The 22188-nt window shown below is 64.1% G+C and carries 21 protein-coding genes; 16 read left to right on the top strand and 5 right to left on the bottom strand.

The window, feature by feature from the left end; translation table 11 throughout:
* Positions 1-6: 6 nt before the first annotated feature.
* From ACIOU9_RS10765 to ACIOU9_RS10755, 3 genes are read left to right on the top strand one after another with little or no spacing between them, the layout of a single operon-like run.
* The gene (locus ACIOU9_RS10765) at positions 7-939 is read left to right on the top strand and encodes an ABC transporter permease (RefSeq protein ID WP_402696889.1); all 933 of its coding nucleotides are present in this window, start codon (positions 7-9) and stop codon (positions 937-939) included.
* The gene (locus ACIOU9_RS10760) at positions 936-1733 is read left to right on the top strand and encodes an ABC transporter permease (RefSeq protein ID WP_402696887.1); all 798 of its coding nucleotides are present in this window, start codon (positions 936-938) and stop codon (positions 1731-1733) included. Before ACIOU9_RS10765 ends, ACIOU9_RS10760 begins: the two co-directional genes overlap by 4 nt.
* The gene (locus ACIOU9_RS10755) at positions 1730-3325 is read left to right on the top strand and encodes a dipeptide ABC transporter ATP-binding protein (RefSeq protein ID WP_402696885.1); all 1596 of its coding nucleotides are present in this window, start codon (positions 1730-1732) and stop codon (positions 3323-3325) included. Before ACIOU9_RS10760 ends, ACIOU9_RS10755 begins: the two co-directional genes overlap by 4 nt.
* Here ACIOU9_RS10755 and ACIOU9_RS10750 read toward each other — a convergent pair.
* Complete coding sequence (locus ACIOU9_RS10750) at positions 3322-5010, bottom strand: long-chain-fatty-acid--CoA ligase (protein ID WP_105656238.1); 1689 nt, start codon at positions 5008-5010, stop codon at positions 3322-3324. The genes ACIOU9_RS10755 and ACIOU9_RS10750 overlap by 4 nt on opposite strands.
* Positions 5011-5217: 207 nt before the next feature.
* Between ACIOU9_RS10750 and ACIOU9_RS10745 the strand changes: the two genes are divergently transcribed.
* Positions 5218-6216 (top strand): DNA topoisomerase IB, encoded by a 999-nt coding sequence (locus tag ACIOU9_RS10745; RefSeq protein WP_402696883.1) that lies wholly within the window; start codon positions 5218-5220, stop codon positions 6214-6216.
* 9 nt (positions 6217-6225) lie between these two features.
* Here ACIOU9_RS10745 and ACIOU9_RS10740 read toward each other — a convergent pair whose 3' ends face one another.
* Positions 6226-7326, bottom strand: coding sequence for an alanine racemase (locus tag ACIOU9_RS10740; protein WP_105656383.1), 1101 nt, complete (start codon positions 7324-7326; stop codon positions 6226-6228).
* Between the two features lie 107 nt (positions 7327-7433).
* Positions 7434-8222 (bottom strand): IclR family transcriptional regulator, encoded by a 789-nt coding sequence (locus tag ACIOU9_RS10735; RefSeq protein WP_105656236.1) that lies wholly within the window; start codon positions 8220-8222, stop codon positions 7434-7436.
* Positions 8223-8324: 102 nt separating this feature from the next.
* Here ACIOU9_RS10735 and ACIOU9_RS10730 point away from each other — a divergent pair, with 102 nt between their 5' ends.
* The 5 genes from ACIOU9_RS10730 to ACIOU9_RS10710 all read left to right on the top strand — a co-directional run bounded on the left by ACIOU9_RS10730 (position 8325) and on the right by ACIOU9_RS10710 (position 14227).
* Positions 8325-8780: a VOC family protein gene (locus ACIOU9_RS10730; RefSeq protein ID WP_402696881.1), complete on the top strand. Its 456-nt coding sequence runs from the start codon at positions 8325-8327 to the stop codon at positions 8778-8780.
* 162 nt (positions 8781-8942) lie between these two features.
* Positions 8943-9647 carry a CoA transferase subunit A gene (locus ACIOU9_RS10725; protein WP_332498840.1) on the top strand — a complete coding sequence of 235 codons (705 nt, stop codon included), beginning with the start codon at positions 8943-8945 and terminating at the stop codon, positions 9645-9647.
* A 2-nt stretch (positions 9648-9649) separates the two neighbouring features.
* Positions 9650-10300 carry a CoA transferase subunit B gene (locus ACIOU9_RS10720; protein ID WP_105656234.1) on the top strand — a complete coding sequence of 217 codons (651 nt, stop codon included), beginning with the start codon at positions 9650-9652 and terminating at the stop codon, positions 10298-10300.
* Positions 10297-11466, top strand: a complete 1170-nt coding sequence (locus ACIOU9_RS10715) for an acetyl-CoA C-acyltransferase (protein WP_402696879.1) — start codon at positions 10297-10299, stop codon at positions 11464-11466. The genes ACIOU9_RS10720 and ACIOU9_RS10715 overlap by 4 nt, the downstream gene beginning before the upstream one ends.
* A gap of 253 nt (positions 11467-11719) precedes the next feature.
* Positions 11720-14227, top strand: a complete 2508-nt coding sequence (locus tag ACIOU9_RS10710; RefSeq protein ID WP_402696877.1) for a hypothetical protein — start codon at positions 11720-11722, stop codon at positions 14225-14227.
* Positions 14228-14325: 98 nt separating this feature from the next.
* Here the strand turns inward: ACIOU9_RS10710 and ACIOU9_RS10705 are convergent, their stop codons facing one another.
* Together ACIOU9_RS10705 and ACIOU9_RS10700 are read right to left on the bottom strand one after the other, a co-directional pair.
* Positions 14326-14886 carry a histidine phosphatase family protein gene (locus ACIOU9_RS10705; protein ID WP_332727515.1) on the bottom strand — a complete coding sequence of 187 codons (561 nt, stop codon included), beginning with the start codon at positions 14884-14886 and terminating at the stop codon, positions 14326-14328.
* A 64-nt stretch (positions 14887-14950) separates the two neighbouring features.
* A complete protein-coding gene (locus tag ACIOU9_RS10700) occupies positions 14951-15781 on the bottom strand; it encodes a metallophosphoesterase (protein WP_332498835.1) in 831 nt (276 codons plus the stop codon).
* A gap of 248 nt (positions 15782-16029) precedes the next feature.
* On the opposite strand from ACIOU9_RS10700, the gene ACIOU9_RS10695 reads away from it, so the two are divergent.
* From ACIOU9_RS10695 to ACIOU9_RS10665, 7 genes are all read left to right on the top strand, one after another.
* Positions 16030-16980, top strand: coding sequence for a beta-ketoacyl-ACP synthase III (locus ACIOU9_RS10695; RefSeq protein WP_105656229.1), 951 nt, complete (start codon positions 16030-16032; stop codon positions 16978-16980).
* Positions 16981-17117: 137 nt separating this feature from the next.
* On the top strand, positions 17118-17456 hold the full coding sequence (locus ACIOU9_RS10690) for a metalloregulator ArsR/SmtB family transcription factor (RefSeq protein ID WP_332502965.1): 339 nt from the start codon (positions 17118-17120) through the stop codon (positions 17454-17456).
* On the top strand, positions 17453-18433 hold the full coding sequence (locus ACIOU9_RS10685; protein WP_105656227.1) for a TIGR03086 family metal-binding protein: 981 nt from the start codon (positions 17453-17455) through the stop codon (positions 18431-18433). Before ACIOU9_RS10690 ends, ACIOU9_RS10685 begins: the two co-directional genes overlap by 4 nt.
* A 9-nt stretch (positions 18434-18442) precedes the next feature.
* Complete coding sequence (locus ACIOU9_RS10680) at positions 18443-18880, top strand: SRPBCC family protein (protein ID WP_402696875.1); 438 nt, start codon at positions 18443-18445, stop codon at positions 18878-18880.
* Between the two features lie 136 nt (positions 18881-19016).
* On the top strand, positions 19017-19721 hold the full coding sequence (locus ACIOU9_RS10675) for a FadR/GntR family transcriptional regulator (protein WP_105656225.1): 705 nt from the start codon (positions 19017-19019) through the stop codon (positions 19719-19721).
* Positions 19718-20713 carry an asparaginase gene (locus tag ACIOU9_RS10670; RefSeq protein WP_286172202.1) on the top strand — a complete coding sequence of 332 codons (996 nt, stop codon included), beginning with the start codon at positions 19718-19720 and terminating at the stop codon, positions 20711-20713. Before ACIOU9_RS10675 ends, ACIOU9_RS10670 begins: the two co-directional genes overlap by 4 nt.
* A gap of 47 nt (positions 20714-20760) precedes the next feature.
* Positions 20761-22176 (top strand): aspartate ammonia-lyase, encoded by a 1416-nt coding sequence (locus tag ACIOU9_RS10665; protein ID WP_402696873.1) that lies wholly within the window; start codon positions 20761-20763, stop codon positions 22174-22176.
* The last annotated feature ends 12 nt before the right edge of the window (positions 22177-22188 follow it).

Genomic DNA, 22188 nt, shown 5'->3' with positions numbered 1-22188 from the left:
CACCCCATGGGCACGATTGCTTGGGCCGGGCGCAAGATCGGCGGCGCGCTGGTGGTGCTATGGCTGGTGGCCACCGCCATCTTCATCGCCATCCGGCTGATCCCCGGCGACCCGGCCGAAGCAATCATGGGCGGCCCCGGTTCCCAGGCCTCGGCCGAAGCGCTGGCCGCGGCCCGCGCCGAGTACGGACTGGACCTGCCGCTCATCTCCCAGTACCTGATGTACCTGGGCAAGCTGGCCACCTTGGACTTCGGCACCTCCTATTCGCTCAAGCAGCCGGTCGCCGGCATCATGGGCGATCTCCTGCCCAATACCCTCTGGCTTGCTCTGCTGGCCCTGGCGGCCGCCTGGGTGCTGGCTTTGGGCTTCGCGGCATCGGCCATGCGGGCCAACCGCTTTGGCGCCTGGCTGGGAAATATCGTGGAGATCATTGCCGCCGCCGTGCCGCACTTCTGGCTCGGCGCGGTGCTGATCATGCTCTTCTCCTCGATGCTCGGCTGGCTGCCGGCCGTGGATAACGGCACCGCCCAGGGTTTGGTACTTCCCGTGCTGACCTTGGCATTGCCGCTGGCCGGGTTCCTCACACAGCTGATGCGCGATTCGCTGAGTGCAGCCTTGGGCAGCCAGTTCGCGCTGGCCGCGCGTGCCCGTGGCGAAAGCCGGCTGGCGGTCTTCTGGCGCCATGGCCTGCGCCATGCCGCCTTGCCTGCCCTGGGCCTGACCGGCTGGGCTTTCTCCTCGCTGCTTTCCGGCGCGGTGGTGGTCGAGGCGATCTTCGCCCGTCCGGGCCTGGGCCGCTCACTGCTCTCTGCGGTGCTGGCCCGCGACATCCCCATGGTCACCGGCATCGCATTGTTCTCCGCACTGGTGTACATCGTGGTCATGGCGATTACCGAGGGCATCGAACGCGCCATTGATCCGGCGGGGGCCAGCTCATGAGCCGCGCCGCGAAGATCCTCTCGGTTTCCTTTATTGCCCTGTGGGCGCTCATCGCGCTGGCCCCTTCGGTGCTGGCTCCGGGCGACCCGTTGGCCATCAACCCGGCCGAAGCATTCCAGCAGCCCGGCGCCGCGCACTTCTTCGGCACCGACGAATCCGGCCGTGATATCTATACCCGCGTCATCCATGGTGCCCGCGACTCGCTGGCTATCGGCTTGGCTGCCACCGCGCTGGGTATGGGGCTGGCCATCGTCTTGGGCACCGTTGCGGCACTGTCCCCGCGCTGGCTCGACGAGATCATCCTGCGCGTGCTCGAAGCGCTCTACGCGATTCCCTCCTTGCTGATGGCACTGCTGATCATTGCCTTCACCGGGCCCGGCGTCGGGCCGGCCATCGTTGCGGTGGGCCTGTCCACCGCACCGGGATATGCCCGGTTGGTGCGCAGCCAGATCCGCACATTGAAGAGCTCGGAAATGCTGGAGGCAGCCACCGTGCTGGGCCGTGGCATTTCGCTGAAGGTCCGCAACCACTTGGTTCCCAACGCCCTGAAGCCCCTGCTGGCACTGGTGACGTTGGGGATCGGCCAGGCGGTCATCTGGGCTGCCGCCTTGTCCTTCCTCGGCTTGGGCACTCCCCCGCCAGCTCCCGAATGGGGTGCCATGCTTTCGGCCGGGCGCACCTACCTGCACTTCGCGTGGTGGATGAGCTTGTTCCCCGGCTTGGCGATAGTTGTCGTGGCCGCAGGCGCCACGCTGATTGGCCGCGCGCTGGGCGGAAGGGTAAGGACAGCATGAACGAGCAAGAACTGATTTCCGTCAAGAACCTATCGGTCAGTTTCGGTTCCGCCGTGGCGGTGAAGAACATTTCCTTCACCGTAAAGGCCGGACGTTGCCTCGCATTGGTCGGCGAATCCGGGTCGGGCAAATCCGTCACCGCCCGCAGCCTGCTTGGCCTCTCCGGCGGCACCATCAGCGCCGCCGAGCTAGCTGTCTGCGGGCAGGATGCCTTGGAGCTCGCCGACCGCGGCTGGCAGCAGATCCGCGGGAATTCGGTGTCCATGATCTTGCAGGATGCGCTGATGGCGCTCGATCCGCTGCGCCCGGTTGGCCGGGAAATCGGTGATGCGCTCAAGGCGCACGGCAAGATGTCCAAATCCGAGCGCCAGCAGCGAGTGCTCCAGGTGCTGGAATCCGTGCGCATGCCCGAGCCCGGGCGCCGTGCCAAGCAGCGTTCCACCGAGCTCTCTGGCGGCATGCGCCAGCGTGCCCTGATTGCCCAGGCCCTGGCCGGCAACCCGCAGGTAGTCATCGCCGATGAGGCAACCACCGCCTTGGACTCGGCGCTGACAGCACTGGTCCTTTCGCAGCTGCGCGAGCTCAAGGAGCAGGGCCGCGGCGTGCTGATGATCAGCCACGATCTGGCCCAGGTAGCGCATTTGGCCGACGACATTGCGGTGATGCGCAACGGTGCAATCGTTGAGGCCGGCAGCACCGGGCAGATCCTGGGCGACCCGCAGCACGAGTACACCCGCCAATTGCTGCGGGCCGTGCCTTCGGGGATACCGCGCTTCGCCCCGTTGTCGGCAGCCAGCAAGCCGTTGACGGCACCACCGCCAGAAGCACCCGCCACTACTGCCCCCGCGTTATCAGTCACGCAGCTGTCCAAAACGTTCGGCAAGCACCAGGCCGTGGATGCGATCAGTTTCGAACTGCCCCGGGGCAAGACCCTGGGCGTTGTCGGCGAATCCGGGTCCGGGAAGACCACCACCGCGCGCATGGTGCTGGGCTTGCAGAAGCCTGATGCAGGCAACGTCCAGCTGCTCGGCGAGCACTTTGCCCCGGCCCTCGAATCCCAGCGCCGAAAGCTGCGCGAACAAATGGGCGCGATCTACCAGAACCCGTTGGGGTCTTTCGATCCGCGCTATTCGGTGGGGCAGCTGCTGGCCGATGCGCTGAGCCGCGGCAAGTCCAAGCGCGCCGCTGAGTACCGCAAGCCGGTGGCTGAACTGCTCGAACAAGTCGAGCTGTCCACCGAATTGCTGGGCCGCAACCCGCGCGAGCTTTCCGGCGGGCAGCGCCAGCGCTTGGCAATTGCCCGTGCGCTAGCGCCCAAGCCGCAGGTGCTGGTCCTTGACGAGCCGGTCTCGGCCTTGGATGTATCAATCCAAGCCACGGTGCTGGACCTGCTGGATCGGATCCAGCTGGACAACGGAACCAGCTACCTGTTCATCAGCCATGACCTGTCGGTGATCGAGCACATGAGCGACTCCGTTGCGGTGATGCATGAAGGCAAAATCATCGAGCAGGGCTCTACTGACCAAGTCTTCGGCGCCCCGCAGCATGACTACACGAAACTGCTGCTTTCGGCGATGCCGCGGTTGCGCTAGACCAGATCGACCATCTGGTCCTTGACCTGCTTGCGCAGGATCTTGCCCAGCAGCGAGCGCGGCATCTCATCGATCTGCACAATGCGCTTAGGCACCTTGTAGGCGGCCAGCAGCTCGCGGCAGTGGGCGCGCAGCGCGTCCTCGTTCAGCCCGCAGCCCTCTTCGAGCTGCACCGCGGCAACTACCATTTCGCCGCCGCGGGCCAACGGCTTTCCGAAGACCGCGGCATCGGCCACGTCAGCGTGCTGGCGCAGGGCGATCTCGACCTCGGTCGGTGAAACGTTGAAGCCGCCGGTGATGATCAGCTCCTTGGCGCGGTCCACCACCTGGGCGAAGCCGTCCTCGTCAACGGTGACCACATCGCCCGAACGCAGCCAGCCGTCCTCGGTTTTGGCCTTGGCCGTTTCCTCCGGGTTGTTCCAGTAGCCCTGGAACACCTGCGGGCCCTTGATCAGCAATTCGCCCGGTTCTCCCTGGGCCACTTCCCGGCTCGGGTCCTCCACGTCCACGACCTTCATCAGTGTCGAGGGGAAGGGCACGCCGATGGTGCCTGTGCGGCGGCTGGGGTGGAACGGGTTGCCCAAGGCCACCGGCGAGGACTCGGTCATGCCGTAGCCTTCCACAAGCAGGCCGCCGGACATCGATTCCCACAGCTCCACCACATGGTCGGGCAGGTTCATCGCCCCGGAGATGCAGTACTTGGCGCTCTTCAGCGAGACGCCGCGCTCCTTGGCCGCCAGGGCGGTGCGCTCGTAGATCGGCGGCACCGCGCAGTACACGGTGGCCGGGGACTTCTTCCAGGCATCCAGGATCATCTGCGGATCGAACTTCGGGAAGAGCACCAGCAGGCCCTGCTTCTTCACGCCGAAGGTCAGGTACAGGGTCATGCCGAAGGCATGGAACATCGGCAGGATCGCGTAGAGGATTTCCTCGCGCTCCTGCGCCCCGAGCATCCAGGCCTCGCCCTGCAAGGCGTTGGAATAGAGGTTGAAGTGGGTGAGCATGGCGCCCTTGGGGTGGCCGGTGGTCCCCGAGGTGTACTGGATGACCGCCAGGTCATCGACATCCGGATGCGGGTGGTTCGCATCCAATTGCGCACCGGAGAGCAGGTCCTTCCATGCCACGGTGCCCGAGGTGCGGGCCGTGAGCGACGCCTTGGTCTCGCGCAGCTTCTTGACCGGCAGGTTCAGCGCCAGGCGCTTGACCGCGGGGAAGGCTTCCAGCAGGTTGACCGAGACGATCGAGTCCAGCTGCACGTCCTTGGGGAATTCCTGGACGTTGGCCACGACCTTGTCCCAGGCAATCGCGATGCGCGCCTGGTGGTCCTCGAACTGGTGGCGCAGTTCCCGCGAAGTGTACAGCGGGTTGTGCTCCACCACGACGGCGCCAAGGCGCAGGATCGCGTAGAAGGCGATCACGTGCTGCGGGCAGTTGGGCAGGATCAGCGCAACGCGGTCGCCGGCGCGCACGCCGAGCTTGCGCAGGCCCTCGGCGGCCTTGGCTACCTGCGCGCCCAGATCGGCGTAGCTGGTGCGGCGGCCGAAGAATTCGGTCGCCGGACTATCGCCGGCTTCACGCACGGAGCGCTCGAACATGCGGCTGAGCGGTTCGGTGGGCAGCTCGATTTCGGCCGGGACTCCCGGCTGGTAATTTGCCACCCATGCGGGCGCAGCACTATTTTCCATACCTCCAATCATGCCCTGTAACGAAGCGCGGCGCGATTCCAGGGCTTCCCGGGTGCAAACGACGCGCTGCAGGTGGCGGATCCGCCCGCTGGCGTCAATGCCCCGGCACCACACAGCTGGGATTTTCCTGCGAACACCCGGAGCAGGGCAGCGATCGGCGATAGCGTGTGCGTGATTGCACGGCTACGCAACTACCGGGAGGCATCCATGCCAGCACGCCGAAGCAAACGGCTTCCCATCACCCGCCGGCGAGCGGGAACCGGCTTCTTCTACCTGGAAGGGGCACGCACGGTGAAGGACCAGCACCTGCTGGATCGGATCAGGCAATTGTCGATCCCGCCGGCATGGAAACAGGTCCAGATCGCGGCCAGTGCGCGGGCCAAGGTCCAAGCTCGCGGAATCGATGCGGCAGGACGCACCCAGATGATCTACCACCCCGATTTCCGCGAGCGGCAGGATGCCGCCAAATTCGACCGGTTGCCGGCGTTCGGCCGCGCACTGCCCAATCTCCGCCGCCAGCTGCTGCGGGATCTGCGCCGGGGAAGAAACGACAAGGACAGGGTCACTGCGGCCGTGGTCCTGCTGCTGGATCTGCATCTGCTGCGCATCGGCACGCACGCCTACTCGCGTTCCAACCAATCGTTCGGGGCCGCTTCGCTGCGAGCCAAGCATCTGGAGGTCCAAGGGCATTGCGCCACCCTCGAGTTTCCCGGCAAGAGCGGCCAGCAGCAGCATGTGAAAATCAGGAGCCGGCGACTGGCACGAGTACTGGTCCAATTGCGCGATCAGCCGGGCTACGAGCTTTTCCGCTACCTGGATGACGAGGGGCACTCGCACCTGCTCCAGCCTGCGCAAATCAACCGGTACCTCGAGGAGCATCTGGGTAGCGGATTCACCGCCAAGGACTTCAGGACCTGGGGCGGCAGCTTAGCGGCTTTCAGGGCACTGATCGAGGCTCCCGACTCGGCTATGGCTGCCGATGATGCCAGGAATCTGCGCAAGCTGGCCATCGAGCAGGCCGCCGGAAAACTGGGCAATACTCCCGAAATCGCGGCCGGCTCCTATATCGATCCCCGTGTGCTGGAGCTGGCGGACGATCCGGAAAAATTGGCGGCGCTGCGCCGTTCCAAACGGCAGCTGGGGACCAAGAACCATTTGGATCCGGCTTCGCGCTGCCTGCTGCGGTTCCTTGAAAGGGCCAGCTAGGTTCAGAATCTAGAAGTTCAGTCCGCGGGCCGCTACATCCCATACCTCGCTGGTGCCGTCCTCATGCACTGCCAGCACGTTGTCGACCAGGTTCACCGCGACGCAGACATGGTTCGGGATGACGTGGAGCTGCTCGCCGTGGGCCGGCAGGTCCAAGTGCTCGGGCCACAGCACGGTGGCGTGATGCTCCGATAGTGCGCTGATGCGGGCTTCAGGGCACTGGGCGATGCGCCCGTATCCGGTGGCCCAGGCCGGGCGGTCGCTTCCGAGCACCTTGCTGCCGGCGTCCAGCACGATGCGCCGGGGAATCTGCCCATCGCCTTCATGGCGGCTGATCACGGTGGAGGCGACGGTCAGGGAAATATCCTCCCAGCGCACGCGCCCCAGCTCGAACTGCTGCGCATCGCCGAAGACATACACCCCTGGACGCACCTCGGTCAGCACCGAGTTGTCGCTCAGTTCGGCGGTCGGGGTGGAGCCCCCGCTGATGCGCTTGATGGCATGCCCGGCCTCGCGCAGCAGGCACGCCGCTTCGGCCAGGGCCTTGTGCTCATCGTTGAGTGCCGCGTCGATGCCGTCCGGCGAGTAGCTGTGGCCGGGGAAAGTGAAGATCCCATGCACGCGCATGCCTGCCGCACGGGCGGCATCGGCTATTTCCACCGCGCCTTGCGGGCTGGTGCCGCTCCGGTGATGGCCGCTGTCGATCTCGATGACGAGCTTGATCTTGGAGGCCTTCTCCCCCAGCATCCTGGCCATCTGCTGCACGGCCTGGACAGAGTCCGTGCCGATGCTCAGCTTGGCACGGCGCATCAGCTCCAGGATGCGTGCCGCCTGGGATTCATTGACCCACAAAGGGTAGGCGATGAAGATCTTCGCGACCCCGTGCAGCGCAAACGCGAGGGCTTCGCCGACAGTTGCCACGGTGAGTCCGGCGGCACCGGCGTCCATCTGGCGTTCGGCGATTTCATGCATCTTGTGCGTCTTGGCATGCGGGCGCAGTTTCAGGCCCTGGCTCGCCACCCGGTGGGCCACCCGGTCAATGTTCTGCTGGAGCTTCGCTACGTCAACGATGACCTGCGGGGTGTTGATTCCGGCCGGGATAGTGCCCAAATTTTCCGTCCTTCTGCACTTGGCTGCGTCACGGGGAATCCTGGAAATAGGCATTCCCGCCGATCTGAAAGATTACCGCAGGAAGCTTTGTACAGGGGAAGGAAAAACTAGCGTGGCAGCGTGCTTGACCGGGCCGACAGCTTGGTGGACAACTCATGCGCGTGATGCAGCAGCAGATTGCCCAGCTCTTCGCGGCGGTCCGCTTCAAAACGCGTGTGGATCCCGGTCAGGCTCAGTGCCCAGGCAGGCTGTCCCGAGTTGTCGAAAACCGCAGCACCCATGCCCCAGCTGCCCTCGACGATCAAGCCGGGGTTGACCGAATAGCCCAGCTGGCGGGTTTCGGCGACCTTTTTGCGCAGCTCTTCGCGCGAATGCGCCGGCCCATATCCTGGCTCTAGATCGGCATCGCGCAGGTAGCGCTCAATGCCCTGTTCAGGCAGGAAAGCAAGGATCGCGATTCCGGCCGAAGCGACTCCCAGCGGGAAGCGCCGTCCTTCATACAGCACGAACGAGCGGATGGGAAAGGCTCCATCCTGGCGCAGCAAGCACACGGTTTCGTCCCCTCGCCGCGCCGAGAGGAACGCACTTTCCCCGGTCGCCTCGGCCAGCGCGGCAACATGCTCGCGGGCCAGTTCGCTGATGTCGTAGCGCTCGGCTGCCACCGCTCCCATGAGGTAGAGCTCGGGGCCAAGCAGCCAGCGGCCGGTGCGATGATCGTGGTCGCAGAATCCTTCGGTGGCCAACGCGCTGAGCAGGCGATGCACGGTGGGCCGGGCCAAACCGGTGCTCCGGGCAGTTTGCGTCGTGGTGATGCCCTCGGGCATTGCGGTGCTCACGGTGCGAAGCACGGCGGCCAGCCGCCCTACGACTTGGGTTCCAGCCGGGGAATTGCTCATGACCACATTATGGACGATCGGTTCCGGGCCGGATAATTCCCGCTTCATACTTTGTCGCCGTACCCCTGTTGCTATCGAGCTGATCGGCGGATAATTCAGCACATGGAAAATACATGGCAAATCGTCGTCGACTGCGCCCGCCCGCAAGCAATGGTCCGGTTCTGGGCCGAAGCCTTGCGCTACGTTCCCGAGCCCGCCCCGGAGGGGCATCCCACGTGGCGCGCCTACTGGCAGTCCATGGGCGTGCCGGATGATGAATTGCCGCCCGGAACCGGTGACGAACCGGAGTCGCTGGTCGATCCGCAAGGTGGTGGGCCGAGGATTTGGTTCCAGCAGGTACCGGAGGCCAAGAGCATCAAGAATCGCCTGCATCTGGACTTGCTGGTCAGCGGCGGCCGCGGCGTTCGCTTCGAGGAACGCAGGCAAATCATCACCGACGAGGCGGAGCGCCTGGTGGCTCTGGGGGCCAAAGTCCGCACCGTTCACGACATGCCGGAGATGGGCCATTTCGCTATCTGCATGCTCGATATCGAAGGCAATGAGTTCGACATCGTCTAGCCCTTTCAGATGCGTCCATAATATGGACCGCTTGGCCATTCCTCCTCACCATCCGACCAGTTACCCGGCAATGCACCGGGTCTATTGCATGCTCACCTGCGACTACGTACGTTAGAGGATAAGCAGATCCGCGCTCCACATAGTGGACACATGGAGGAATCGATGACAACGAAGTTTCGGGATGACGCAGCCGCCGCCTTGGCTGCCGTCGTCAAGGATGGCATGACCATCGCAGTAGGCGGTTTCGGCCTCTCCGGCATCCCCAACCGCCTGATCACCGCACTGCGGGATTCGAAGGCAACCAACCTGACCATCGTGTCAAACAACATGGGCGTAGACGGCAAGGGGCTGGGCATCCTGCTGGAAAATAAGCAGGTCTCCAAGGTCCTGGCCTCCTACGTCGGGGAGAACAAGCTGTTCGCACAGCAGTTCCTCGATGGGGACCTGGAAGTTGAATTCTGCCCGCAGGGCACCTTGGCCGAGCGCTTGCGCGCTGGCGGGGTGGGCATTCCCGCCTTCTTCACCCCCACCGGCGTGGGAACTCCGATCGCCGAAGGCAAGGAAGTCATGGAATTCAACGGCAAGCCAGCGATCCTCGAGCGTGGCATCTTTGCCGATATCGCACTGGTCAAGGCGCACCAGGCCGACGCCGAAGGCAACCTGCGCTACCGGATGACCTCGAAGAACTTCAACCCGCTGGCCGCCATGTCCGGCCGCCATACCTTCGCCGAAGCCGAGGAAATTGTCGAGGGCTATCTGGATCCGTCGCTGGTGGAGACCCCCGGCATCTTCGTGCAGACCCTGGTGCAGGCCGATGCGGTCAAGGACATTGAACAGCGCACCGTGCGCAGCCGAAAGGAGGCCTGAGCATGTGGACACGCGATGAAATGGCGGCCATTGCCGCTAGCGAATTAACCGACGGCCAGTATGTGAATCTCGGTATTGGAATCCCCACGATGGTGGCCAACAACCTGCCGGAAGGCGTTTCGGTCAAGCTGCAAAGCGAAAACGGCCTGCTGGGCATGGGTCCCTTCCCCTATGAAGGTGAAGAAGATGCGGATCTGATCAATGCAGGCAAGCAGACCGTGACCATCCTGCCCGGCGGCAGCTTCTTCGATTCGGCGACCTCCTTCGGCATGATCCGCGGCGGCCACGTCCAGACCGCGATCCTCGGCGCCCTGCAAGTGGCTGCCAATGGCGATCTGGCCAATTGGACCATCCCGGGCAAGCTGGTCAAGGGGATGGGCGGCGCCATGGACCTGGTCGCCGGCACCCCGCGCGTGATCGTTCTGACCGATCACGTGGCCAAGGACGGGACATCCAAGATTGTGGAGAAATGCGACCTGCCGCTCACCGGAGTCGGCGTGGTCAACCGCATCATCACCGACCGAGCAGTGTTTGATATAGAAAACTCGACCTTGACCCTGCGTGCAGTAGCCCCGGGTGAAAGCGTGGAAACCATCAAGGAAATCACGGCAGCAGAATTTGCCGTGGATATTGTGGAGGATCTGAAAGCATGACCGCAAAGATTGTGGGCTACGCCCGTACCCCATTCGTGAAATTCAACGGCGCCTTCGCCTCCGTCCCGGCCACCGAGCTCGGCGCCCATGCCGGCAAGGCCGCGCTGGAACGTGCCGGAGTTGATCCCAGCGAAGTCCAGCAAGTCATCGCCGGCCAGGTGCTGCAAGGTGGCGCCGGCCAGAACCCGGCCCGTCAATCCGCTGTGGGTGCCGGTATTGCGCTGGACGTTCCGGCCATCGCCGTGAATGCCGTATGCCTCTCAGGTGCCGAGGCCGTTGTGGCAGGGGCCCGCCTGATCGATAGCGGCGAGGCAGACGTTGTCCTGGCTATCGGCCAGGAATCCATGTCGCTGGCTCCGCACGTGCAGCGCGCCCGTGCCGGAACCAAATACGGTGCCATTGAACTGATTGACACCCTGGAATACGACGGCCTGACCGATGCTGCCGAGAAGCGTTCGATGGGCGCTTCCACCGAGGAGCACAATGCCAAGTTGTCGATGACCCGCGAGGCCCAGGATACGGTCTCGGCCGCATCCCACCAGCGCGCTGCCGCGGCCCGAGATTTCGCAGCCGGCGAGATTGCGCCATTTACCATTTCCAGCCGTCGCGGCGACACCACGATCAGCGAAGATGATGGCATCCGCGAAGCAACCACCGTGGAATCCTTGGGCAAGCTGCGTCCGGCCTTTGCCAAGGAAGGCACCATTACCGCGGGCAACTCCTCGCAGATCACCGACGGCGCAGCAGCCGTGGTGCTGGCCAGCGATGCGGCCATTGAGCGCCTGGGCCTGAAGCCGCTGGCCGAAATTCTCTCGCACGCTTTCGTTGCCGGCCCGGACCGCACCCTGCACGAGCAGCCATCCAATGCCATCAGCGCAGCCCTGGAGAAGGCCGGCGCCAAAGCCCAGGATCTGAAGGCCGTCGAAATCAATGAGGCGTTCGCCGCTGTTTCGGTGCAGTCCACCAAGGCACTGGGTCTCGATGCCTCCATCGTGAATCCGCATGGTGGCGCGATTGCCCTGGGCCACCCGATTGGCGCTTCCGGTGCACGCATCATTGGCACGTTGGCCCGCCAGCTCCACGAGATGCCGGCCGGCTCGCTGGGCGCCATCGGCATCTGCGGTGGCGGCGGCCAGGGCACCGCAATGGTGCTGCGTTCGCTGTAGCCGCTGTCCGATTAGCCGGTGCGGTTGGGTCTGTCGGGATCCAACCGCACCGGCTTTTCCTTTTACCGGTGAAGTGAAAGGCGGAACTCGCTCCTTAACCCGCCGCATATTTCTTAACTGGACTTTGTTCTTCCACTTACTTGTTATGTAATTGGAAGGTCATATTCCAATTGTTCGACTTTAAGTTTCCAAGAACGCCCGGATGTGACGCCATCATCGCACCATGTGAGGACTCACCTTGGAAAATACGCAATTGCCTGATGATCCAAAGGTGCCACCGGCACCTTCGGATCCATTGCCAGCGCGGGCGGCACCGGCGAACCCGTTCGAGAATGCCGGGCAGAACCGGCAGGTCAGGAAATTCACCAACGCGGTCCTGGAACTGAAGTCCCGTGCCAGCCTGCAGCTTCTTGGATTCCAAGCCGGCGCCATTGCGGCCATTGGCATCGTCCTGGCTCTTTGCTACCTGATCCCCCTGGCCTCGATGGCCAAGGAGATCGGTGGCGGCAGCTCCGCTGAATTCAACGTGGCGTCCCAGCTCAATTCCTTCAAGGCCTTCATCATGGTCTTCGGTGCCGTCCTGGGCGGCGGGCTGAAGATCACCGGATCCGGAGGCGGATTCGGCATGTTCGGCGAGCTCAGCCTCGCATTCGCCCTCGTTTCGGTCACCTCCATCGTGGCAATCTGCGCCGCGAACTACCTGATCGTGCGCAAGCTGCGTCGTGGCGCACGCAACGGCGGTTGGAAGAGCGCTGCATTGGCCTCCGGACTGCACGCGCTGGTCCTGGCATTGGTCTTCCTGGTCATTGCGCTCTTCGGGAAGCTCAGCATCCAGGGTGGCGAATTCTTCTCCGCCGCGGTGTCCCCGCGATATGCAGGTGTCTTCTTCACGATTGCCTTGGCCGTTTTCTTCTCGCAGTTCCTTGCCACCGCACCCCAGCGCGCCAACGCCGGATCCCCATTGATTACCGGCGTCCGTGAGGCCGTGGCCCTGGCCGTTTCGACCTTGGCGGCTTTCGCCTTGGTCGGCATCATTGCCGCATTCACCCAGCGTCCAGATGACATGCCCTGGAGCTTGGGCCTGATCCTGCTCCCGCTGCTGGGAACCATCGGTTCATATGTGGCAGCGCTGGGCTTCCTCGGGGCGCTGGCTCCGAATGTCTCCGGCATGGCCAGCTTCCTGGGCGAATACACCGCCGACGCCATGCCCGAATCCGTCCTGCGCATCTGGGATATCGCCGACGGCAAGGGTGCTTGGCTCCTGGTCCTGAGCGTCATCCTGGTACTCCTGGCGGCTATCCGTATTGGCGTGCACCGTGGTCGACTGGCCACTGGCTTCAACCTGCAGCGCGCTTGGCAGCTGCCGGTAGCGGCTTTGGTCCTGTGGATGATTCTTGCCGGGCTGACCAACATCTCCCTGGGTGGCGCTATCACCGCCAACGAGATGGGCAACATGAGCGGCAGCATGTCCTACGGCATCACCTGGTACTCGGTGATCTTCTTGGCACTCGGGGCCGCAGTTGTCTCGCTGCTGGCAGAAATCCTGCCCTTGCAGGTCTACCGCTTCGCCCCATCCCTGCTGGCAGTGATTGCCGGCAAGGACGCCGCAGCGCGATGGATTTCCGGCCAGGCACCCGCCGTTGCTCCGGCTTCGCCGCTTGCAGCCGCTCCCAGCCAGGCTGCTCCAGTTGCCGCCGCAGCCCAATCCACCCCTGCCGCGGCCGCCAACGGCCAGCCGATGGCTGGTGAACCGGCTCCGGTGCTGGCCCCGGCCTCGGAAGAGTCCAAGAAGAAGGCCAAGGCCGTTGGCTTCTCGGTTCTCGCGCTGGCAGTCATTGCCGGTCTGGGCTTCGGTGCCATCGCCTACCTGAACGGGCAGCGCAAGCCGGAAGCTGAAGTTGAGAAATACCTCGCGCTGCTTGCCGAGGGCCAGGCCGGCAATGCGACCGAGATGGTCGACCCGGGGATCGACAACGCCTCGCGCGTCCTGCTCAGCGACGACGTTCTGGGCAACGCCAAGCAGCGCTTGGAACTCGTTGATGTCATCGAGGAATCCAAGGGCAAGGACTCGGCCCGTGTGCGAGCGATCTACTCCATCAACGGCGAGCGCCACGAACGCTCCTTCAATGTCGACGCGGGCGACAAGGACTTCGGCCTGCTCGATACCTGGGTGCTCAATGAATCATTGATTGTTCCGGTGGAGATCACCTCCGATAAGAGCTCGGAAGTCACTGTCGGCAAGGCCAAGGTCAAGCTGCTTGAAAGCGAGGACTACTACGGCGAGGGACGTTCCTTCACCGGCAGCTTCTACGCCTACCCGGGCATCTATGATGTCTCAGCGCCTGGCAACGAATACCTGACGAGCGAAGCCCAGGAATTGCGCGTCAACCATCCTGATTCGCAGCCGGCACAGGCGGCGCTGGTTACGACCACCACCGAGAAGCTCGACGAGCTGGTCCTGGATGAGGTCAAGAAGTTCGCCACTGCCTGCGTGACCGTTCCAACCAACCTCGATGACGGTTGCCCGAGCACCTTGCAGTCCAAGGACATCGCATCGTTCTCTGTGAAGTCGCATGCTGAAAGCGTGGCCATCGAGGAATCGGGCAGCTTCTCAAGCTCCGAGATCGTCTTCAAGTACAAGCTCAATGACACGGAGTTCATTGATTACGACGAAGAAGAGCTCACCCGCAGCTTCACGGGCAGCGTGGATTGGTACGGCGAGAAGCCCCAGGTCACCGTCGAAGGTGCATCCTGGTGGTAAGCCGCTGCTTCAGCTGTTGCTAGCCCGCCGCTGACTAGAACGCAAAGCCGCGTGCCGGCCATGATCCATGGCCGGCACGCGGCTTTGCCCTTTGCTTCCTAATGCCACAGCGGTTCGCGCGAGACGTGGTTGACCAGTAGCTGCGCATCCAGCTCGACATAGGTTCCATTGGCCATGCGCGGATTGCTTTCGCCGGTGAGCGCGGCGATTACCGAGCAGATCAAGGCGCTGTGGCTCACTACCATCACATTCTGCCCGGGATGCTGATGGCAGATCTTGAACAATGCGTTCACTGCACGCCCCACCAGATGCTCTTCGGTTTCTCCGGTGCCAACCAGCAGCTGGCGCTGTTCATCGGCGCCATCGGCCACCAGGGTGCCTTCGAGATCGCCGAAGTCCTGCTCCATCAGTTCCTGGTTTTCGTGCAGGGCACGGATGCCCAGGCTATTGGCGAGGATCTGCGCGGTTTGGCGGGCACGGAACAACGGTGAGGAATACACCGCGTCCCAAGGGCCTTCGGGCGCCAACTGCGCGGCCAGCTGCTGGGCTTGGCGGATGCCGGTATCGTTCAGTGGCAGGTCGCTGCGTCCATGCAGGCGTCCTGCCTTGTTCCATTCGGTCTGTCCGTGGCGGATCAGGATCAGTTTCTTTGCGCTCATCGTCTTCTTCTTTCTGGCATGCACCGAAGCAACAGGTGCCCGGTGCGAAGTAGCGTTCTTGGAGTCAGTTGCCGGTCTGCGAACTCTTGACCGGCGCTGGCAGAGGGGTGCTCGCGTGCAGCGCGGCGTACTGGCCGCTGGATGCAGCGAACGCGTCGACCGATTTCGCCCCGACCTTGATGACATTGAATCCCGCTGCGGGCTCGTCAACGATCTGCGTCGGGGCAAATGGATTCATGTTGTAGGACACTGCAGGAGCCATGAACACCGGGGTGCTCAACAGCTGGCTAGTGGACGCCTGATGGTAGTGGCCGCAAAGGATTGCACGGATATCGCTTCCGGCGGCGATGGCCGCCAGCTCCATCGGGTTCTCCAGCCCGCGGCCGGCGCGGGCTTCATTGGCGGCTTCCACCGGAGGATGGTGCAGCAGCAGCAGGGATCCGCGCGGCGCCGGAACCGCCAGCAGCGAGGCAAGCCAATCGAGCTGCCGCTGTTCCAAGCGTCCCCGGGCCAACTGGAATCCCCCGCTGTCCAAACCAATAATCCGAAGCCCCAGGACCTCGTGCACCGTGTCGGCTGGATGCGGACCGGTGGACAGGCGCCTGGTGTTGAAGGATTCTCCAATCGCGCCCAACGGATCATGGTTGCCCGGAACGGTGATGACCGGACAATCCAGTTCGCGCTGGGCCTGGTTGAAGATCCCTGCGGCCCGCTCATGGATGTCCGAACCGCGGTCTGCGATATCGCCGGTCACCACTATGGCATCCGGATCCAGGCACGCGGCTGCTTCCAGCGCCTGTTCTGTTCGTTGCCACGAATCAATGGATCCGTGAAGCAGCTGCCCTTCGGGACGCAGGTGGGTGTCGCTCAATTGGATTATCGTCAGAGGTTCCATTTTTTCCTCCTTCACGGCTGCTGCATTTCATCCCATTGAACGCCGGGGTTCTGGCCAGCAGGTGAACAGGGTGTCGACGCCATATGAAGTCCTGAAGAATCGGGGTTTTGCCGATAATCGGACAAATGGGCCATGGAAGGCAGGTAAAACTGGCTGACACATGCTTTCTGGCGCATATGAACGGCGAGTAGCATCCAAAACGACTAATCTTAGAAGAGAAGATTTGAATCCACCGAGGAGCTATATCCATGACCGGCAGCAAAGTCGTCGCCTTTGGCCACTTCCAGCCAGAGCGCATCGTCCCTAACACCGAGCTGGAAAAGTTGGTGGAAACCAGTGATGAATGGATCACCCGACGTGTCGGCATCGAAGAACGCCGCTGGGGAACCGGTGTTGAAACTGTAGACTCCATGGCCATCAAGGCCGCAGAGATGGCGCTGGGCAACGCAGCTGGCATCAAGGCAGCCGATATCGACATGATCATCGTCGCCACCTGCACCGCTACGGACCGTTCGCCGAACATGGCCGCACGCGTAGCTAACGCCCTGGGCATGGACCAAGGGCCGGCAGCGGTGGACGTGAACGTGGCTTGCGCAGGCTTTGCCCACGCCGTTGGCCTGGCCCAGGGCGCCATTGCCGCTGGCTCGGCGACGAATGCCCTGGTTATCGGCTCGGAGATGCTCACCGACTACACCGACTTCACCGATCGCACCACCTGCGTGCTGACCGCGGACGGCGCTGGCGCTTTCGTGATCACCGCATCGGAGGACAACGGCATCTCGCCGGTGGTCTGGGGTTCGGTTCCGTCCCTGTCCGATGCGGTGCGCATCGAAGAGGAAAACAACATGAAGTTCGCGCAGAACGGCCAGAGCGTTTACCGCTGGACCGTCACGCAGCTGCCGAAGATCGCTTCGAAAATCATCGACCGTGCCGGCATGAAGCCTGAGGAGCTGGACGCCATTGTCCTGCACCAGGCCAACCTGCGCATCATCGAGCCATTGGCAGAGAAGATCGGCGCACCGAACGCGCGCGTGGCCACCGATGTGGTGTACTCGGGCAACACTTCGGCCGCTTCGGTTCCGCTGGCTCTTTCCAAGTTGATGGCTTCGGATGAGCCATTGCCTTCGGGTTCCAAGGCGTTGCTCTTCGCCTTCGGTGGCGGCCTGGCTTACGCCGGCCAGATCATCACGATCCCTTAAGTATTTTCGCCATGAGTGGGCGCTACGGCATTTTGCCGTGGCGCCCACTAGTGCTTTAACGGCGCCTTCCGCATCAGCCTAAAAAGCTGCTCCGAATCCCTTGCAACAACGCGTTAGTGACTGCTAACGTATTTTTCATGCTTGATCTACTGGAAGTCGCTTCCGAGCCAACGCGCAGGCGCTTGATTCAGTTGCTGGGTTCCGGGGAACGCACGGTGACGGAACTGGCCGCGAACTTCGCCGTCAGCCGCTCCGCCATCTCGCAACACCTGCTGCTGTTGATTGACGTAGGACTGCTGCAAGCCCGCAAGGATGGCCGCAGCCGCTACTACTCGCTGGACCCTGCAGGCATCACGAAGCTCAAGGCCCTCCTTGACTCGTTCTGGAATACCGAACTCGACCTGCTCGTTGCCGAGGCCGCCGAATTGGCGTCGTTCAATGGGCCACTGCACCAGCCACCAGGAGAAAAGCCATGAGCTTTGAACGAACAGTCATCCTCCCCGTTGACGCCGACACCGCCTTTGCACTGGTCACCAACCCGGAACGCCTTCGCCGCTGGCAAACCGTTGCCAACCGCGTTGACCTGCAGACCGGCGGCAGCTACCGCTTCACCATGGGTCCGGGCCACCAGGCCTCGGGCACTTTCACCGAAATCGAGCCCGGCAAGCGCCTGGTCTTCACCATGGGATGGGAAGGTTCGGATGCCGTTCCGCCCGGCGATTCGACGGTTTTCATCACCCTGGAACCGCTGGATCAGGGCACGGCCCTGACCTTGCGCCATGAGGGGCTGGACGCCGAGCAGTCCTCGGGCCACGCCGAGGGATGGAACCACTTCCTGGATCGGCTGAAGGAGTTTGCCGAAACCGGCGAAGCAGCCATCGACGAGTGGAACGCCGTGCCCGAGCCGCAGAATCCGATCGTTTCCGCCGAGGGCTCCGTGGCAGCCCTGCAGTTCATCCTGAACAACATCTGCGCAGCGGACCTGGCCAAAGCCACTCCCTGCTCCGAGTTCTCCGTGAGCGAGCTGCTGGATCACCTTGCGGGTTCGGTCTCGATGATCGGCGGTGCCCTGGGCGCTGCGGTATCCGATGACCCGGCTCTGGCGCCGGAAGCACGCATCGCCAACCTGGTGCAGCCGACCCTGGAGGCTTTTGCCGCTCGCGGCGTTGCCGGCGAGATTGATCTCGGATTCGCTGTCATGCCGGCTTCAGTGGTTGCCGGGATCCTGAATCTGGAACTGATGGTTCACGGGTGGGACTTCGCCCAGGCGACCGGCCAGGAGTTCGCGATCCATCCTGGCCACGCGGAATACGTACTGGGCTTGGCACGCAAGACTGTGGGACCGGCTCAGCGCACCTCCGGCTCCTTCGCGGAAGAAACCATGGTCGCCGAATCCGCCAGCAGCCTGGATCGCCTGATTGCGTTCACCGGCCGCGTTCCCGCAGGAGCCTGAGAACCTCCCATGGTTGATGCCTCCACGAGCATCGCTATCGACCGGCCACGTTCGGTGGTGGCCGGCTACGCGATGAACCCGCTGAACGCTCCGGCGTGGTACCGGAATATCCACTCGGTGCGCCGGCTGGATCCCCATGGCTTCGGCCTCGGATCACGCACCGCCTTCGAAGCCAGGTTCCTTGGACGGAAGCTTTCCTACACCTACGAAGTCACCAGGTTCGCGCAGAACGAGGAACTGGTCATGGCCACCGCGCAGGGCCCGTTTCCCATGCGCACCACCTATCGCTTCGAAGCGATAGGGCCAACGGCGACTCGGGTCCAGCTGCGCAATGACGGCGAGCCAACTGGCTTCGGCAAACTGGCCGGCCCGCTGATGGAAATGATGATGCGGCGAGCCAATATGGCTGATCTCCGGGCGCTGAAAAGCATCCTGGAGAAAGACTGAGGACCAGCGGCGAACACCGCGGATACCTTGCCTGTGGCATCGTGTCCGCGGTGTTCGCGCGTCACTGACCTGAGCATTCCCGATTGCTCCAGTTCTCGACTTGACGTTAAGTGGATCACACCCCAGACTGGTACACGTGAACCTGTCTGACAGCTGGACACCCGGACAGCAACCGATCGAACGACGATCCGCTGCCGAAGGCGTCTTCCATGCACTCCGCCTAGCCATTGAAGCCCAGGAAATCGCCATCGGCGCGAAACTGGGATCCGAAGCTGCCCTCGCGGCCGACTACGGCGTGAGCCGCTCGGTCATCCGCGAAGCGCTGCGCTCCTGCGCGGCCTTGGGCCTGACCCGCACCGAAACCGGGCGCGGCACCTTCGTGGTCTCCCACCGGCCCACCCGCGAGCTGAAACTGGGCACGTTCTCCTCCGACGACCTGCACGAAGCCCGTCCGCATATCGAGATCCCGGCTGCCACCCTCGCCGCCACCCGGCGCACCGCCGAGGACCTGGAGCGGATCAGCGGGCTGATCGAGGCGATGGAGCAGGAAGACGACCCGGCAGCCTGGGTCGAGCTGGACGCCGCCTTCCATGCCGCGATCGCCCAGGCCAGCGGCAACTCGGTGTTCTCCAAGGTCGTCGCGGACATCCGCGAGGCCATGGCCCGCCAGTCCGAGACCGTGAACCTGGTTGCCGGCCGCCGGTCGCCGTCGAACTCGGAGCACCAGGAAATCTACCAGGCCATCGCCGCCCAGGACCCGCAAGCGGCCAACAATGCGATGGCCAAGCACCTCAATGCGGTGCAGCAAGCAGTATCCACCATAGTCAGGAGCAAGAAGTGACCCCCGCCGATCCCCAGACCCTGCGCGCTTCGCTGGTCGTTGAGGCACTGCCGCAGCACGAACCGCTGGTCATCGCCACCCGCGGCGAGGCCGTGGAGTCCATCCACTACGGCTCGGCCGTGCTGCTGGATCCCGCCGGCTCCATCGCCGCCAGCCGCGGCGATGCCCAGGCCGCGTTCTACCCGCGCTCGGCGCTCAAGCCGCTGTTCGCCGTGGGCATGCTGCGCGCCGGACTGCAGCTCGACGACCAGCAGCTGGCCTTGGCCTCGGCCAGCCACTCCGGGAGCCCGCGCCACCTGCAGGTCGCCGAATCCACGCTGGCCGCCGCCGGCCTGGACCACACAGCGCTGCGCAATTCCACCGACCTGCCCTACGGCGTTGCCGAGCGCCAGGACTACCTGGCCGCTGGCGGCAAGGCCACCGCGCTCGCGCAGAACTGCTCGGGCAAGCACGCCGCACTGGCGGCCCTGTGCGAGCTCAAGGGCTGGGACACCGCCAACTACCTGCACGACGAGCGCCTCCTGCAGCTGCTGCAGGACACCGTGGAGGATCTTTCGGGCGAACAGATCTCCGGGGTGAGCACCGACGGCTGCGGCACCCCGGTCTACCGGATGACCCTGGCCGGATTGGCCCGCGCCTTCGGCAAGCTGGCCAGCGCCGCGCAAGGCACCGCCGAGGCACGCGTGGCCGCGGCAATGGCCGGCTACCCGGAACTGGTAGCCGGCGTTGGCCGCGATGTCACCGCCCTGATGCGCGCGGTGCCCGGCTCCGTGGCCAAGGACGGTTTCGAGGGCATCCAGGCCGTGGGCCTGCCCGATGGCAGCGCGCTGGCCGTGAAGATCGCCGACGGCTCGGACCGCGCCCGGATGCCGATCACCGCCAAGCTGCTCGCCGAGCACCTGGGCTCCGAGGCCGCATTGGCCCTTGAACCGCTGGCTACCAGCCCGGCCTTTGGCGGCGGTGCGCCCGTGGGCCTGCTGGCCGCACTGTAATTTTTTCCGTTCCAACCATTTCAACGAATCCTGGAGAAGAATCCACCATGCCTGAAACCTTGCTCAGCGGCCAGACCCGCAGCGAGCATGACCTGATCGGCGACCGCGATATCCCGGCGGATGCCTACTGGGGCGTGCACACGCTGCGCGCCAAGGAGAACTTCGACATCACCGGCACCGAGCTGTCCGGCAACCCGCACCTGATCCGCGCATTGGCGCGCGTGAAGCAGGCCGCGGCGCGTGCCAACCACGAGCTGGGGCTGCTGGACGCCCAGCGCGCGAACGCCATCGACCAGGCCTGCGAGGCCATCGCCGGCGGGGCGCTGCATGGGCAGTTCATCATCGACCCGATCCAGGGCGGGGCCGGCACCAGCACCAACATGAACGCCAACGAGGTCATCGCCAACCTGGCGCTGGAAATCATGGGCCATGCCAAGGGCGAGTACTCCTTCTTGCACCCCAACGACCATGTGAACCTCTCGCAGTCCACCAACGACGCCTACCCGACGGCGGTGAACATCGCCACGCACTTCGCCACCCAGCCGCTGCTGGCAGCCATCGAGGTGCTGCAGGATTCGTGCATCGCCAAGGCCGCCGAGTTCCGCACCGTGGTGAAGATGGGCCGCACCCAGCTGCAGGACGCCGTGCCGATGACCGTGGGCCAGGAGTTCCGCGGCTGGGCCGTGACCCTGGGCGAGGACCGGGCGCGGCTGGAGGAATCGCTGTGCCTGGTCACCGAGATCAACCTCGGCGCCACCGCCATCGGCACCGGGCTGAACGCCCCGGCCGGCTATGCCGAGGCCGTCTGCCGCCACCTGCGCGAGCTGACCGGCCTGCCGCTGACCACCAGCCCGGACCTGATCGAAGCCACTTCGGATGTGGGCGCGTTCGTGCACCTCTCGGGCGTGCTCAAGCGCGTGGCGCTGAAGATCTCCAAGATCTGCAACGACCTGCGCCTGCTCTCCTCCGGTCCGCGCGCTGGCCTGAACGACCTGCAGCTGCCGGCCGTGCAGTCCGGCTCCTCGATCATGCCCGGCAAGGTCAACCCGGTGATCCCGGAAGTGGTCAGCCAGATCGCCTACCAGGTGGTGGGCCACGACTTGACCGTGACCATGGCCGCCGAGGGCGGGCAGCTGCAGCTGAACGCCTTCGAGCCGGTGATTGTGCACTCGATCGGGCTCTCCCTGAAGCACCTGGCCAACGGCTGCCTGACCCTGGCGCACAAGTGCATCGACGGGATCACCGTGGACGAGCAGGCGCTGCGCCGCGAGGTGGAGAACTCCATCGGCCTGGTCACCGCGCTGAACCCGCGGCTGGGCTACGCGGCATCCACCTCGGTGGCCCTCGAAGCGCTGCACACCGGGCGCGGCGTGGCCGAGCTGGTGCTCGAACGCGGCCTGCTCTCGGCCGAAGACCTCAATGAGTTGCTCTCCCCCGAGCGCCTCGCCAACCTCACCGACTAGATCCGAGGAATC

It is taken from the genome of Glutamicibacter sp. NPDC087583, from assembly GCF_044743685.1.
Classification (GTDB): Bacteria; Actinomycetota; Actinomycetes; order Actinomycetales; family Micrococcaceae; genus Glutamicibacter.
This window is presented reverse-complemented; position numbering and strand designations above follow the sequence as displayed.

Bases quoted from the DNA above. Each gene is read 5' to 3' on its own strand.
- ACIOU9_RS10765 (WP_402696889.1), top strand. From the start codon at position 7: ATGGGCACGATTGCTTGGGCCGGGCGCAAGATCGGCGGCGCGCTGGTG.
- ACIOU9_RS10760 (WP_402696887.1), top strand. From the start codon at position 936: ATGAGCCGCGCCGCGAAGATCCTCTCGGTTTCCTTTATTGCCCTGTGG.
- ACIOU9_RS10755 (WP_402696885.1), top strand. From the start codon at position 1,730: ATGAACGAGCAAGAACTGATTTCCGTCAAGAACCTATCGGTCAGTTTC.
- ACIOU9_RS10750 (WP_105656238.1), bottom strand. From the start codon at position 5,010: ATGGAAAATAGTGCTGCGCCCGCATGGGTGGCAAATTACCAGCCGGGA.
- ACIOU9_RS10745 (WP_402696883.1), top strand. From the start codon at position 5,218: ATGCCAGCACGCCGAAGCAAACGGCTTCCCATCACCCGCCGGCGAGCG.
- ACIOU9_RS10735 (WP_105656236.1), bottom strand. From the start codon at position 8,222: ATGAGCAATTCCCCGGCTGGAACCCAAGTCGTAGGGCGGCTGGCCGCC.
- ACIOU9_RS10730 (WP_402696881.1), top strand. From the start codon at position 8,325: ATGGAAAATACATGGCAAATCGTCGTCGACTGCGCCCGCCCGCAAGCA.
- ACIOU9_RS10725 (WP_332498840.1), top strand. From the start codon at position 8,943: ATGACAACGAAGTTTCGGGATGACGCAGCCGCCGCCTTGGCTGCCGTC.
- ACIOU9_RS10720 (WP_105656234.1), top strand. From the start codon at position 9,650: ATGTGGACACGCGATGAAATGGCGGCCATTGCCGCTAGCGAATTAACC.
- ACIOU9_RS10715 (WP_402696879.1), top strand. From the start codon at position 10,297: ATGACCGCAAAGATTGTGGGCTACGCCCGTACCCCATTCGTGAAATTC.
- ACIOU9_RS10705 (WP_332727515.1), bottom strand. From the start codon at position 14,886: ATGAGCGCAAAGAAACTGATCCTGATCCGCCACGGACAGACCGAATGG.
- ACIOU9_RS10700 (WP_332498835.1), bottom strand. From the start codon at position 15,781: ATGGAACCTCTGACGATAATCCAATTGAGCGACACCCACCTGCGTCCC.
- ACIOU9_RS10695 (WP_105656229.1), top strand. From the start codon at position 16,030: ATGACCGGCAGCAAAGTCGTCGCCTTTGGCCACTTCCAGCCAGAGCGC.
- ACIOU9_RS10690 (WP_332502965.1), top strand. From the start codon at position 17,118: ATGCTTGATCTACTGGAAGTCGCTTCCGAGCCAACGCGCAGGCGCTTG.
- ACIOU9_RS10685 (WP_105656227.1), top strand. From the start codon at position 17,453: ATGAGCTTTGAACGAACAGTCATCCTCCCCGTTGACGCCGACACCGCC.
- ACIOU9_RS10680 (WP_402696875.1), top strand. From the start codon at position 18,443: ATGGTTGATGCCTCCACGAGCATCGCTATCGACCGGCCACGTTCGGTG.
- ACIOU9_RS10665 (WP_402696873.1), top strand. From the start codon at position 20,761: ATGCCTGAAACCTTGCTCAGCGGCCAGACCCGCAGCGAGCATGACCTG.